At 36.1% G+C, this 14,553-nt stretch carries 13 protein-coding genes and 1 riboswitch; of the genes, 5 read left to right on the top strand and 8 right to left on the bottom strand.

Annotation, left to right across the window (positions count from 1 at the left end; translation table 11 throughout):
• Positions 1–32 precede the first annotated feature (32 nt).
• Together radA and ACFOWA_RS12785 are read left to right on the top strand one after the other, a co-directional pair.
• Entirely contained in the window at positions 33–1,412 is a 1,380-nt protein-coding gene (gene radA, locus ACFOWA_RS12790; protein ID WP_378985717.1) for a DNA repair protein RadA, read from the top strand.
• Positions 1,413–1,757: 345 nt separating this feature from the next.
• A complete protein-coding gene (locus tag ACFOWA_RS12785) occupies positions 1,758–2,222 on the top strand; it encodes a DUF4920 domain-containing protein (protein ID WP_378985715.1) in 465 nt (154 codons plus the stop codon).
• A 94-nt stretch (positions 2,223–2,316) separates the two neighbouring features.
• On the opposite strand, the gene ACFOWA_RS12780 is transcribed toward ACFOWA_RS12785, so the two are convergent.
• Both ACFOWA_RS12780 and ACFOWA_RS12775 read right to left on the bottom strand, forming a co-directional pair.
• Complete coding sequence (locus ACFOWA_RS12780; protein WP_378985713.1) at positions 2,317–3,381, bottom strand: branched-chain amino acid aminotransferase; 1,065 nt, start codon at positions 3,379–3,381, stop codon at positions 2,317–2,319.
• 130 nt (positions 3,382–3,511) lie between these two features.
• Positions 3,512–4,477, bottom strand: coding sequence for a tryptophan 2,3-dioxygenase family protein (locus ACFOWA_RS12775; RefSeq protein ID WP_378985711.1), 966 nt, complete (start codon positions 4,475–4,477; stop codon positions 3,512–3,514).
• Positions 4,478–4,541: 64 nt separating this feature from the next.
• Positions 4,542–4,603: riboswitch (Fluoride riboswitch) on the top strand.
• A 20-nt stretch (positions 4,604–4,623) separates the two neighbouring features.
• Here ACFOWA_RS12775 and ACFOWA_RS12770 point away from each other — a divergent pair.
• Entirely contained in the window at positions 4,624–5,913 is a 1,290-nt protein-coding gene (locus ACFOWA_RS12770) for a voltage-gated chloride channel family protein (protein ID WP_378985709.1), read from the top strand.
• Positions 5,914–5,998: 85 nt separating this feature from the next.
• Here the strand turns inward: ACFOWA_RS12770 and ACFOWA_RS12765 are convergent, their stop codons facing one another.
• Positions 5,999–7,300 carry an HAD-IB family phosphatase gene (locus tag ACFOWA_RS12765; RefSeq protein WP_378985707.1) on the bottom strand — a complete coding sequence of 434 codons (1,302 nt, stop codon included), beginning with the start codon at positions 7,298–7,300 and terminating at the stop codon, positions 5,999–6,001.
• Positions 7,300–8,262 (bottom strand): NAD-dependent epimerase/dehydratase family protein, encoded by a 963-nt coding sequence (locus tag ACFOWA_RS12760; protein ID WP_378985705.1) that lies wholly within the window; start codon positions 8,260–8,262, stop codon positions 7,300–7,302. The genes ACFOWA_RS12765 and ACFOWA_RS12760 overlap by 1 nt, the downstream gene beginning before the upstream one ends.
• A gap of 71 nt (positions 8,263–8,333) precedes the next feature.
• On the opposite strand from ACFOWA_RS12760, the gene ACFOWA_RS12755 reads away from it, so the two are divergent.
• Entirely contained in the window at positions 8,334–9,515 is a 1,182-nt protein-coding gene (locus ACFOWA_RS12755; RefSeq protein ID WP_378985703.1) for a formimidoylglutamase, read from the top strand.
• 66 nt (positions 9,516–9,581) lie between these two features.
• Complete coding sequence (locus tag ACFOWA_RS12750; protein WP_378985701.1) at positions 9,582–10,724, top strand: redoxin domain-containing protein; 1,143 nt, start codon at positions 9,582–9,584, stop codon at positions 10,722–10,724.
• 103 nt (positions 10,725–10,827) lie between these two features.
• Here the strand turns inward: ACFOWA_RS12750 and ACFOWA_RS12745 are convergent, their stop codons facing one another.
• From ACFOWA_RS12745 to ACFOWA_RS12730, 4 genes are all read right to left on the bottom strand, one after another.
• Entirely contained in the window at positions 10,828–11,337 is a 510-nt protein-coding gene (locus ACFOWA_RS12745) for an SMI1/KNR4 family protein (protein ID WP_378985699.1), read from the bottom strand.
• Between the two features lie 17 nt (positions 11,338–11,354).
• Complete coding sequence (gene purD, locus ACFOWA_RS12740) at positions 11,355–12,626, bottom strand: phosphoribosylamine--glycine ligase (RefSeq protein ID WP_378985697.1); 1,272 nt, start codon at positions 12,624–12,626, stop codon at positions 11,355–11,357.
• A gap of 128 nt (positions 12,627–12,754) precedes the next feature.
• Positions 12,755–13,630 (bottom strand): SDR family oxidoreductase, encoded by an 876-nt coding sequence (locus ACFOWA_RS12735; protein WP_378985696.1) that lies wholly within the window; start codon positions 13,628–13,630, stop codon positions 12,755–12,757.
• A gap of 89 nt (positions 13,631–13,719) precedes the next feature.
• Positions 13,720–14,481 (bottom strand): enoyl-CoA hydratase/isomerase family protein, encoded by a 762-nt coding sequence (locus ACFOWA_RS12730; protein ID WP_378985695.1) that lies wholly within the window; start codon positions 14,479–14,481, stop codon positions 13,720–13,722.
• Between the last annotated feature and the right edge of the window lie 72 nt (positions 14,482–14,553).

The following is a 14,553-nucleotide window of genomic DNA, read 5'->3' as shown; positions in this document are numbered from 1 at the left end:
TCTAAATTCGTGCATCTAAAATCGAAATTAAATTGGCAAAAACAAAAACAGCATATTTCTGTCAGAGTTGCGGTCACGAATCTGCAAAATGGTTAGGTAAATGTCCATCCTGTAATCAATGGAATACATTTGTTGAAGAAATCGTAGAAAAAAATCCAACGGCAGTACCTACCTGGAAAAATGATTCAGCACCAGCAAGAAAGCTGAGTAAACCCAGCAAGGTAAATGATATTCAAAGTTCGCCAGAGCGTAGAATGTTAACTGGCGATAAAGAATTAGACCGAGTGCTTGGCGGTGGTTTAGTAGAAGGATCGTTAATTTTAATTGGTGGCGAACCTGGTATTGGCAAATCTACCTTGATGCTTCAGTTGGCTTTAAATTTAAAAGGCAAAAAGCTACTTTATGTTTCTGGTGAAGAAAGCGAACAACAAATTAAAATGCGGGCAGAACGTATTACAGAATCTCCATCTGCCGATTGTTATATTTTAACGGAAACATCAACTCAAAATATTTTTAAGCAGATTGAAATACTCGAACCAGAAATTTTGGTTATCGATTCTATTCAAACACTTCATTCCGCACACATCGAATCTACACCTGGAAGTGTTTCGCAGGTACGCGAGTGTACAGCAGAGCTACTACGTTTTGCAAAAGAAACAGGTACACCAGTATTTTTAATAGGGCATATTACCAAAGACGGCGCCATTGCTGGTCCAAAAATATTGGAACACATGGTTGATACTGTTCTGCAATTTGAAGGCGACAGGCACCACGTTTACCGGATTTTACGATCAATAAAAAACAGGTTTGGAGCAGCCGCTGAATTAGGCATATATGAAATGCAAGGAAGTGGTTTACGAGAAGTTTCCAATCCTTCAGAAATATTATTAACACAGCGTGATGAAGAATTGAGTGGTATCGCTATCGCTGCAATGCTTGAAGGAGCCAGACCGATGCTGATAGAAACTCAGGCTTTGGTTAGTACCGCGGCTTATGGCACACCGCAGCGATCTGCCACAGGTTTTGATACCAAAAGAATGAATATGCTACTAGCGGTATTAGAAAAACGCTGTGGTTTTAGATTGAGCACTCAAGACGTCTTTTTAAATATTGCTGGTGGAATAAGAGTTGAAGACCCGGCTATCGACCTGGCAGTTCTTATTGCGATAATTTCTTCGCATCAGGATATTGCGGTTTCATCAAAAAATTGTTTTGCTGCTGAAGTTGGGTTATCTGGTGAAATTAGGGCAGTTAACAGAATTGAGCAACGGATTGCAGAAGCAGATAAACTTGGCTTTGAAACCATATATATTTCTAAATACAACTTAAAAGGCATCAATATTGAAAAATATAACCTGGAGATTAAAGCAGTTAGCAAAATTGAAGAAGTTTTTGGCCTGATATTCGGCTAATTGGCAAAAACAAATGGGGAATAGATTCAACATATTTCCACAACAAGGTGAATATTTTCCCCAATTACCCAACTCAATTAGATTTGGCACGATAAGTTATTTTTTATAATTAACTGTGATACAATTAATTATAATCTATCGAACCACTTCAATAAGTTTGGATTAACATTTGTCTAATACATTGTGTTGTACATCATGGGATGTGATCTATAACAATAGGGATGATTTTCCTCGTTAGTGAGAGCTAGCGAGGATTTTTTTTGTCTATTCAATTTTCAAAAAATTTTAAATACTTTTGAAACAGATAATTACGGAAACTAATTAATACATATTAGATATTACATTATGAAAAAAATAATTTTTAGTATTGGGTTTTGCTTAATAGCAACATTTACTTTTGCACAAACTGAATTAAGTGGCCAAAAGTTTGGCGATGAAGTATCCGCAGGAAATATTAAACCTGCTGCCAAAATGGAAGCAGCTATGGGTGGCAAAGACACAGCTGATATGAAAATTGAAGGCAAAGTAGTTGAGGTTTGTAAAAAGAAGGGTTGCTGGATGACATTAGAAATGCCAAATGGTGAGCCAATGCGTGTAACTTTTAAAGATTACGCCTTTTTTATGCCAATGGATGTTGTTGGGAAGAAAGTGGTTTTAGATGGTATTGCAAAAAAACAGAACATTTCAGTTGAAACTTTGCGTCACTACGCTGAAGACGCAAAAAAATCTCCGGAGGAAGTTGCAAAAATAACAGACCCGAAAAAAGAACTGGCTTTTGAAGCTAAAGGCGTTGTTATCCTTGATAAATAAGCATTAATACTAAAGCAGAAAGCTTAAAGACTAGAGCAAAAATGCCCTAACCTTTTCAACGGTTAGGGCATTTTTTTATGCAGTCAATATTAATTTATAAAATCCAGTTCCAGCCAAATTCATCAACTGTTAAGCCGTAGCGAATGTCATTTAATTTTTTAGCAATGCCATTAGAAACAGTTCTGGTTGATGAATCGGTAAGTTTGTAAGTATTACCCAAATAACCAATTTCGCCGATTTGCGTAACCGTTGCTGCTGTACCGGCTGCAAAAGCCTCTGTTAAACTTCCATTTTCAATTCCTTCAATAATCTCTTGAACAGATACTCTACGCTCTTCAACTGCTACACCGGCATCTTTCGCTAACTTAATAATAGTATCGCGAGTTACGCCATCTAAAACGGTACTACGAATTGATGGTGTTACCAATTTTCCATCTATTACAAATATTAAATTTGCTGTTCCAGCCTCTTCAATGTACTCATGGTTAATCGAATCTGTCCAAATTAACTGATCGAAACCTTCTATTTTAGCTTGTTCAAAAGGATATAAAGAACGGGCATAATTACCTGCAGTTTTTGCAAAACCTACTCCACCTTCATCAGCTCTTGTATATTCAGTTTCTATCTTAACTTTTAAAGCACTGCTATAATACGGACCGGTTGGTGTTGTAAGCAATGCAAATTTATATGTATCAGATGCCCTTACACCCAAATATGGGTCGGTTGCAAACATTACCGGACGAATATATAACGCATAGTTTTCTTGTGAAGGCACCCATTTTTCATCAATTTGGATTAATGCCGCTAAACCTTGCATAAAAATTTCTTCAGGGATAGTTGGCATAGACATTCTTGCTGCCGATTTGTTAAAACGCTCGAAGTTTTTATCAGCACGAAATACACTTATTTTACCATCAGGCTGGCGATAAGCTTTTAAACCTTCAAAAATTGCTTGTCCGTAATGCAACGCAGAAATTGCCGGGCTCATTGGAATTGGCCCATATGGTAAAATTTGTAAATTTTTCCATTCGCCATCTTCAAAGTCGGCTGTAAACATATGGTCGGTAAAAACTTTACCAAAAGGTAGTTGCGAAAAATCTGTAACTGATAAACGGGTAGTTTCAGCTTTTGCAATACTTATATCTAGGGTTTCGGTCATAATTGTATTATTTAATAATTTCTGGAAAGCGCAAGTCTCTTCGAAAAATGAAGATTTCATTCTCTATTCTATCCATTTTAATTTTTGCAAATTACGAAAAAACGAGCTATCATAATAGCATTTTATGATATTAATCTTTGTTCTTTAGTGTTTTAAGGACACTAAGCACCCAACCTTTGCCCCATTCTTCCATTTGTCCATTCGTCCATAAAAAAGGATAAAAGATTCTTTTTTGGAAACGGGGAGGTAGATATTTCTGCCAGTTGGTTCCACCGGTGGCGGCAACATCAATAGGATCTTTTTCTAGGTAACGAACGGCAGACTTGTAATGTGCAAGAGGCCATTCTACATTTACGTACAAATCTAACTTGCGAAGTTCTTCTGCCAGTGAAGTAACATCATAACCATTAGCTTGAAATTGCTGATACAAAGCAGAAAAATTTGTTGTTGTTCTATCTTTCGCCAGCTGAAGAAATTGAGAAGAATATTTTTTAATAAACTGTTTTAAGGTTAGTGTTTGCTTGCCAGATGAGAGCTCTGTAGCACCAAATTTCCAATAAATATTTTCAAACTGTTCTTCTAAAGTGGCATTGCTCAATTCTACCCTTTTTGTTTTATCAACTAAGCGAATAAAATCTGTAGCGCATATTTCTATCATTCTATACTGCCCTGATTGAAAACCACTTGCTGGTAAAAGCGACATTCTAAATTTTAAAAACTGCTCCTTCTCCATTCCATCAACCATTACTTCAAAAGAAGTGGTTAGAGCATTAAAGTAGGCGTTTATTCTTTTTACACGAGCTGTAAAAAAATCAATTGTTAAATTTTCATGTTCTGCTATTTGCTTGCATTCATGCAAACATAATTTGAAGTACAGCTCCGTAATTTGATGGTACATGATGAAAATTTCTTCATCAGGTATTGGCGTTTTTGGGCTTTGTAAGCTTAACAGTGTATCCAAATGAATGTAATCCCAATATGTGAGAAAATTGGCATAGAGCAAGCCATCTAAATAAGATGCCATATCTTGCCCCATAGCTGTATATTTTTCTTGTAATTGGTTCAGTTTATCTTTTATTTCAGGGGTAAAATCCATGAGGCAAAGTTAATATTCCAAAATTGATAAACATATTTTGCGTTAAATAGTAAATTTTATACTTTTGAACGATGGCGATGGGGTACCGCCAAAACCGCCAAACAGGCTGATGACTCCTACGATTTTTATTTTAAAATTGATTTCTAATGCCTGTTAAAAAATTAACGGAAGGTAATCTTTCGTACTTACATCGTTTCCAAAAACTAGAATTCGGGCTATTATTAGCAAACAGTTTAAAGTGGTTATTTTTCTCCGCAATACTTGGCGCAATCGTTGGTTCTGCTTCTGCATTGTTTTTAGTCGCTTTAAATTTTGTAACCGATTACCGCGAACAAAACCAGTGGATAATTATTTTTTTACCATTGGCAGGTTTGCTTATCGGCTTAGCTTACCATTATTGGGGTAAAGAAGTTGTAAAAGGAAATAATCTTTTAATTGAGGAACTTCAAAGCCCAAAGAATATTATTCCAATAATAATGGCTCCGCTTATTTTTTTAGGAACGATAATTACACATTTATTCGGTGGCTCTGCCGGGCGTGAAGGAACAGCGGTGCAAATTGGGGGAGCATTTGCCGACCAGTTTACAAAAGTGTTTAAGCTTAAGCCTCGCGACCGAAAAATCATTTTAATCTGCGGTATTAGTGCAGGTTTTGCGTCAGTTTTCGGAACACCATTAGCAGGCGCCGTTTTCGGACTAGAAGTTTTTGTTATAGGTAGCGTAATGTATACAGCTATTCTACCATCTCTTATTACAGCGGTAATTGCCGATTACGCTTGTAAAGCATGGGGCGTAGGGCATACTCATTATTCTATTTCAATTGTGCCACAAATGGATATGATTAATCTTTTACTATCGCTAGGTGCTGGAATTATTTTTGGCTTAGCTGCCAGAAGTTTTTCGGCTCTAAACCATGGTTTATCACAGGTTTTTTCAAAAATTAAATATCCACCATTGCGTCCTTTTGCTGGTGGATTGATTTTAATTGGAATTATTTTTTTACTCGGCACAACACGTTATATTGGCTTAGGAATTCCTGTTATTTCCGAATCATTTAACCAACAAGAGCCTTATTATACATTCGCCATTAAGCTTTTTTTAACTGCTTTAACTTTAAGCGCGGGCTTTAAAGGAGGCGAAGTAACACCACTATTTTTTATCGGAGCAACTTTAGGCAGTTTCCTTAGTATTTTTGTTCCATTACCAGTTGGTTTGCTGGCAGGAATGGGCTTTGTTGCAGTTTTCTCAGGCGCAGCCAATACACCACTTGCCTGTATTTTTATGGGTGTAGAATTATTTGGAGCAGAGTGTGGCATTTACATCGGGCTTGCTTGTGTTATGTCATATCTGTTCTCTGGCCATACTGGAATTTATCGTTCACAAACTATTGGTAGTGCTAAACATTTGCTACTAAAAAGACATCAGTTTTTAAGTTAGGAATGTTTGTGGATTGAGGTATTGCGCAGTTCAGCTTTGACAAATTAAAATCTTGCCAAAGCCTTGAATTGATAATAATTGGTATCTAATAAAGCACTCTAAACTTTATGGTATGCTCAATTTTTTTTAATGCTTTAAATAATTGTTTATCATACTCGGTATTAATGTCTGTAATGGCATAACCAATTTCGGGGTTTGTCATTAAAAACTGTCCAACAATATTAATATTATGTTTAGCAAAAACAGTATTGATTTGAGCCATAATGCCTGGCACATTTTTATGGATGTGAATTAATCGGTGAGATTTATCGATTTTAGGCAACTGTAAATTTGGGTAATTGCTGCTTAAATAAGTTGCACCGGTATTCATAAAATCTATCATCCGTTTTGGAATAAAATCTAAGTTCCGCGGGTTAGATTTCACATCATCAAAAATTACAATACCCATTTTTGTGCAAATATCTGCATCAATTTTGTTCTTAGAATTGCCTAAATAACCTATTGTTTTGAGCTTGACAGCATTTTTTAATTGCTCTTTTCCTATCTTCTCTCCATCGGCTAAGAGTATAATACCAACATCTTTAACATATTTTTCTTCAAAAGAACTTTTATGGCGAATGGATAATCCATCATTTTTTAATAAAGCAATACTTTTTTCATCAACATTACCAATTACTAAACATAAAATGCGGTTTTTTGGATAAGATATCGCTCTTGGCAAATCATTTACATATAAAAACTCATCAAAGCTTGGTGTTACATGGTCTGCTTTTGAAACAATACTTTCACGGGCTATATTCTCAGTAAAGGCGAAAAACTTGTTTATCATACCACTTTCACGAAGTTGGAAATCTGAATAACCATCTCCGATTCCAAATAACTCACCTTCTAATTTTAAGTGCTGAAGCAGTTTAACTTTTCCTCCTTCTTCGCTTAAAGGATTGGCATGGTCGTAATCTATAATTTTTCCATCGCCTGTGGTTACAAAAGTATTAGCGTAAATATTTTCCTTTTTTATGTGATATTGACTAACGACTGGTGTGATAAATTCTTTAAAACCACCCGAAACGATGAGCACTTCATCTGCATGTTTTTTAAAAAATTCTGCGTTGCGACAAAACGATGTTGAAACTTTCTTTTTTAAATGCTTTATAAGTTGCTTTAAATGATCCTCATTTGCATCGAGCAATTTTACACGTTGAGCCAAACTTTCAGAAAACGATAGTTTCCCTTCCATTGCCAGATTGGTATATTCTTCTATCTTTTGAAATATAGATTCCTTATTTGGATGCTTTTTCAGTGAAATTCGGGCAAGTTCATCGAGCGCTTCTACTTGGGTAAATGTACTATCAAAATCGATTATGTAATAGGCTTTTTGCTTCGGCATTATTTTAAATATTGTGTAATTTCTTGTATGCTTTGTGCAACTGGTTTAAATTGAATTCCTGTTGCTTTAATTATTTTTTCATTGCTGTAGTAACTTAATGACAAGCTGCTATTCGCCGTATCTTTAGTAATAGAAGGTTCTTCGCTGGAGAAAATAGACAAAAACTTCAAAGCTCGCCAGGCTATTCCCAACATCCAGGGTTTTGCTTCCTTTATTGGCGGCTTTACACCGAAACCTTGAGCTATCGTAGCGAATAAGTCTTTGTAATGGTAGTTATCTGATGAGATGATGTATCGTTCGCCACTTACAGGATTTTCCATCAATAAAAGCATTGCCTTCGCAACATCTTCAACATCTACAAAACCAGAAGCGCCGTTGGTATAATACGGAAATCCTCCTTTAATCAATTTGAAAATTGCACCGCTCCCTTCAAAGCCTGCATTTTTACCTATTATTATTGATGGATTAACAATTACCGAATCCAAACCTTCGGTGATGCCTCGCCAAACTTCCATTTCGCTTTCGTATTTAGATAAACCATAGGCGAATACTTTTGAATCATACTCCCAAAAATCTTTCTCGGTAATTTGTTGTCCGTTTTTTGCAAGCCCTAAGGCCGCAACTGAACTTACATGTACAAGCCTGCAACCGTTTTCAATGCATAAGTTAACGATATTTGATGTACCGTCTATATTGACATGGAAAAGCTTTTTTTTATCTTTTGGATTTAAGGAAACAAACGCAGCACAATGAAAAACCTTCGTTATGCCAACAAAAGCATCTTCTAAAGTTGCTGGCTCATTAATATCTGCTTCAACCCAATCAATTAAGAAATTATTTTCGATGAAGGATGGAATTATAGAAGTTTTTCGTTTTAAAGCCCGTACAGCTAAACCACTATCGGTTAACTGTTTTATCAATTCAGATCCTAAAAATCCAGTTCCGCCGGTTACCAGTATCATTTATTTTTTTTTGGGCTATAGGTGAAAATACGCATTCAAAAATAGATATTTGAGGCGATAGTTTTAAATATATGTCATTAACCGATTTTTTTTCGCCCTTAAATGCTGAGCAGTTTACGCCAAAAGATGGTTTTTATACTAGCCAGCTGGGTTTAAAAACACACTTTTATACAGAATCCTTTCCCGATTTAGAAGAAAACCAATACGATATTGCCATATTTGGAGTGCTTGATGGCAGAAGTGCAATAAATAATGAAGGTTGTGGCTTGGCTCCCGACTATTTTAGAGAAAAATTTTACAAATTAAATGAAGGTGCATTTGCAAGTCGCTTGGTTGATTTAGGCAATATTCGCCCGGGTGCAACCTTGGCAGATACCTATATCGCTGTAAAAATGGTTATTTCTGAGCTAATAAAAAGCAACATAATACCAGTAATAATTGGTGGGGGCCAGGATTTAACTTATGCCCAATATCTGGGATACGAAGATTTAGAACAGAAAGTAGATTTAGTAATTGTTGATAATCAATTCGATATTGATGATGACGGAAGTGAAGGTTTGGCAACGCGATCGGATTGTTATTTGAATAAAATTTTTCTTCATCAACCAAATTACCTTTTCAATTTTAGCAATATCGGTTACCAAACCTATTTTGTAAATCAGGAAAGTTTAAGTGTTATGGATAAACTGTATTTTGATGTTCATCGCCTGGGCGAATTTGCGCAAGATATTTCATTAACTGAGCCAATTATCCGCAATGCGAATATGATAAGTTTTGACATTGGTGCCATTCGTTCTGCAGATGCTAAAGCAAATGCAAACACAACGCCAAACGGCTTTGATGGCGAAAAAGCATGTAGAATTGCCCGCTATGCCGGAATGAATGATAAACTAACATCAATTGGATTTTACGAATTTAATCCGGCCTACGATAGCAATGGACAAACGGCATTTCTTTTAGCGGAAATGGTTTGGTATTTTGTAGACGGTTTTTACGCCAGAAAGAAAGATTTTCCGTTAACGCCAAAATCGCAATATATTATTTACCGAACCAGTTTAAAAGATGGTTCTGGAGAAATGACTTTCGTAAAAAGCAAGAAATCAGATCGTTGGTGGATGCAGGTGCCTTACCCAATTGGGCAATCTAAAAACGAAAGGTATCACTTGGTACCATGCCGTTACGATGATTACCAAACTGCGGTAAATGGCGAAATGCCCGACCTTTGGTGGCGCACTTATCAAAAGCTATCATAATTTTACACAACAAGTTGCGTTTAAAATATGCAATATTTATATTTACAAAAACGATAATCAACCCCAATGAAGAAAATATTATTAGCTGCAATGGCATTATTGCCTTTTGCAGCATTTGCTCAAAAGCCATTTACAATAAAAGGTGATGCAAAAGCATTAAAAACTGGCGATAAGATCTATTTCATATATACAGCAAACAGCGAACGTAAAACTGATTCTGCAATTGTAGCGAATGGAAAGTTTGAATTTAAAGGAACGGTAACCGATCCTGTTAATGGAAATTTATTTAAAAACATTAACCCATACCTTCCAGGTGCAAAGACAAAAAATATGGATTTCGCCAATTTATTTGTAGAGCCAGGAAACATTTTAATTAGTTCTGTAGATTCACTTAAGTCAATGTCGGTAAGTGGAACGCCTGCAAACAACGATAACCTAAAGTTAAAAGCAAGCTTAAAGCCTGCTACAAGTAAAATAGATGCCATAAATGCTGAATACGAAAAACTTAGTCCGGAGCAGCAAAAAGACAAAACCATTATGGCAGGCATTAGAGAAAGATATGGAAAAGCTGCCGATGAGATGACTCCAATCTACCTTGCTTTTGCAAAAAATAACCCAAAATCTTATGTAAGCTTAGTAACGTTGGCACAATTGGCCAGCGACCCAGATGCTGTTGCACAAGTTGAATCTATATATACTGGTTTAAGTCCTGAATTAAAAGCAACTAAAACAGGTACAACTTTAGCTAAAACGTTTGAAGCAGGTAAAAAAACTGCTATTGGCGTAATGGCAATGGATTTTACACAAAATGACCCGGATGGTAAACCAGTAAAACTATCTGATTTTAAAGGAAAATATGTTCTAGTAGATTTTTGGGCCTCATGGTGCAGTCCATGCAGAGCAGAAAACCCGAATGTTGTTGTAGCGTACAATAAGTTTAAAGATAAAGGATTTACAGTTTTAGGTGTTTCTTTAGATCAGCCTGGAAAGAAAGATGAATGGTTAAAAGCCATTGCTGATGATAAATTAACCTGGACACACGTTTCTGATTTAAAATATTGGAATAATGAAGTTGCAGTGATGTACGGCATTCGCTCTATCCCAGCCAACTTGCTAATCGACCCAACAGGAAAAATCATTGCAAAAGGTTTAAGAGAAGAAGCTCTACAAGCTAAACTTCAAGAACTTTTAGGAAGCAAAACAAAATAGCATACCCTTTTTGGTTGGCCTTATGCCTTCAAATAATCTTATAAAAACGAAGCCCCGACTTAAAAAATCGGGGCTTCGTTTTAGACACATAAATTCTTTTTATTTAACTTTCTGGAGCTAGAAAATCGAGCACATTTATAAAATAGTTTTCCAAACCTTCGTAGTCATCCTCACCAGGTATCCATGTTGCAAATTTCCAATATTTCCAACCTGTATTTTCAATTATTGGAGGGATAAGTAAAAAATATTGTTCTTCGTTAATACCACCAACTAAAATACTTCTCGATAGTTGAACAACAATATCAAATGATTCATCGTGAACCAGCCAATCTTCGATAATTTTTGGATCGATATCTTTCAAAAAACCAATTTCGTCTACTTTAGCAAACGAAGGCTCAACATGTTCGTTGGGTGAAGCAAAGCCGTTAGTAATTAATAAAAAAGCCTTATAATCTGCTGGAAGTTCTAATCCTAATCTATCTTCAGATTGTTTTATTTCATCTTTTGTAGCAGGTTCGTATCCTAACCATTTAGATTTTTTTTGATCATCGGTAAAGGTGAAGACTCCTTGGCGAATGGCCGTTTCTGAAATCTTTTTTAGTATCTTTTTCAAATTGATTTTCTTAAAATTTAAATTAAATCGAAGCCAATATCTTCTCTAAAATATTTACCATCGAAATAGATTCTACCGGCATCGGCTGTTGCAGATTGTAACGCGGTAAACATATCATCTTGCAAACTGGTAATAGCAATAACTCTGCCGCCATTGGTTTTAACCACATCATTTTCTAACAAGGTACCAGCATGAAAAGCATTGGAGTGACGTAAGTTTTCAATGCCTGAAATGGCCTTCCCTTTTAAATATTCGCCAGGATAACCACCTGCTACAATCATAACCGTTGCGGCAGTTTGCTCTGAAATAACCAAATTAACTTGATTTAATTGTTTATTGGCAGTTGCCATAAAAAGCTCAACCAAATCATTTTCAATTCTTGGTACAACACTTTCCGTTTCAGGGTCACCCATACGAGCATTGTACTCAATTACATAAGGTTCTTCGCCAACTTTTATTAAGCCAAAAAAGATAAAACCAGTATAATCAATTTTATCTTTCTTCAAGCCTTCAACAGTTGGTTTGATAATCCGTTCCTCTACTTTAGCTAAAAATTCTGGAGTGGCAAAAGGTACTGGAGAAATAGAACCCATACCACCCGTGTTTAAACCCGTATCGCCTAAACCAATTCTTTTATAATCTTTAGCAGAAGGAAGGGTTACATAGTTTTCAGCATCGGTTAAAATGAATACAGAAAGTTCTATACCACTTAAAAATTCTTCTATAACTACGGTTGCACCTGCGGCCCCAAACTTACCGCCAAGCATTAATTTTAGTTCTTCTTGTGCTTCGATAGTTTCCGTGCAAATTAAAACACCCTTTCCGGCTGCCAAACCATCTGCCTTTAAAACGACAGGTAAAGGATGCGTTTGAAGATAAGCTAAGCCATCATCTAAAGTTTCGGGTTTAAAAGATTTTGATGAGGCGGTTGGAATGCCGTGGCGTTCCATAAATTTTTTAGAGAAATCTTTACTGCCTTCTAGTATTGCACCTTCCTTTTTTGGTCCGATTACAGGAACATGAGCGATGCTACTATCAGCAAGAAAAAAATCATGAATACCATTTACCAAAGGTTCTTCCGGACCAACAATCACCATATCAATGCCTTCTGAAAGAACAATTTTTTTAATGGAATCGAAATCGTTGACGTTAATATTGATGTTGGTACCGTAAGTGCCTGTACCACCATTTCCAGGTGCAATAATTAGTTTATCACAATGTGAAGACTGGCTTAATTTCCAGGCAAATGCACTTTCTCTGCCACCTGAACCTAATAGTAAGATATTCATATCGGCAAAGATAATTAAAAATAGAAGATGGAAAATGGAAAAAGACGTACGATGGAAGAGGTAATATGTAAGATGGCTTAGCGATAGTAAAATCTTACGCTTCGTAATCATCCATTTTACATCTTACATCACTTGGCGCTTCTTGTCATTTGTTCCAGCATATCCCACATTTCGTTTGGTATAGCTTCCAAACCATTCATTTGACCTGCACCTTGCAACCATTCGCCACCATCAATTGTAATTACTTCTCCATTAATGTAACCAGAGAAATCGCTGATTAAAAATGCAGCTAAATTGGCCAGTTCCTGATGTTCTCCAACTCTTTTGAGCGGAACGCGGTTTTTAAAATCAAATTTTTTGGCTAAATCGCCCGGCAATAATCTTTCCCATGCTCCTTTTGTTGGAAAAGGGCCTGGAGCTATTGCGTTTGTGCGAATGCCATATTTACCCCATTCTACCGCTAAAGAGCGGGTTAATGCTAAAACACCACCTTTAGCGCATGCAGAAGGTACAACATATGCCGAACCAGTAAAAGCATAAGTTGTTATAATATTCAGAACTGTTGCGGTTTGCTTTTCTTTAATCCAGTACTTGCCAAATGTTAGCGTACAATTAACGGTTCCTTTTAATACAATATCAATTATTGATGAAAAAGCATTTGCAGATAAACGTTCGGTTGGAGAGATAAAGTTGCCTGCTGCATTATTCAAAAGCGCATCAACCTGTCCAAATTTTTCAATGGTTTTTGCCAATACATTTTCCACTTGTTCAACTTCTCGAACATCACATGCTACAGCCAAAACCTTTCCACCTGTTTTCTCCTCCATCTCATCGGCGGTTTTTTGCAAAACATCTTGCTTACGACTGGTGATAACCAAGTTTGCACCTAACTTCAAAAAATAAATCCCCATGGCTTTACCCAAGCCAGTTCCGCCGCCGGTTATTACAATGGTTTTGCCTTCTAAAGAGCCATCTCTAAGCATGGGTTGATTGAATGCGAACATAATATAAATGGATTACTCAGTTATTTGATTAACTGATTATTGATAAATTTGGTTAAATGCAGCTTTTAATTGAAGAATTAAAGCTTATATTATTTTCTCTGAAGACTTTCTAAAATCGTTTTTAAAATGTGGCGTGTAGCCGGCGACCACCATTGCTGAAGCATTTTTTGTAGCGTTGCAGATTGATCGGAAGTAACCGCAGCAATTAAATCCTCACGAATATTAAGTTTACTTTGCGACCAGGTGTTACTTTCCAGCTCCATAAATTTCTTAATTTTTCTTTCAGCAGCTGTTAATAAACTTTCGCCTTTTACAAGTTCATCAATTAAACCAACTTTCAAAGCTTCATCTGGTTTGTATAATTTACCGGTAAGTAAACTTCGTGATGCTTCTGCTTTGCCAATCCAAAAGGCATATAACTGAAAAATACTGTTGGGCACAATGATACCAACCGGAACTTCGTTTAATCCTATTATATATGGTCCTTCAGCCATAATTCTATAATCGCAGGCTAGAGCCATTACACAACCCCCTGCCGGACTATGACCACTTATTGCTGCAACCATTGGTTTTTTAAACGAAACCATATTTGCAGTAAAACTGAAAAAAAGGTGAAAGAAAGATTTTACTTCTTCTTCGTTATAACCATAAAGCTCTACCAAATCTAAGCCTGCAGAAAAAAATGGAGCGTTTCCTGTTAAAATAACTCCGCCAATATTATCATCTGCAGAGATATTTTTAAGCATATCGTCTAACTCGGTTATCAATTCACGATTTAAGGCATTTGATTTTCCTTTGTCTAATGTGATGGTAGCTAAACGATCTTTTACACTAACTTTTATAGTATTCATATTAAATGGTAATCTAAATTTGATTAATTAGTATGGAGCAAAATAATAAATATTATGCATGCATACTAATTC

The organism is Pedobacter lithocola, assembly GCF_042650845.1.
GTDB lineage: Bacteria > Bacteroidota > Bacteroidia > Sphingobacteriales > Sphingobacteriaceae > Pedobacter > Pedobacter lithocola.
The sequence above is the reverse complement of the archived record's forward strand: the minus strand, read 5'-3'. Positions and strand labels throughout refer to the sequence as shown.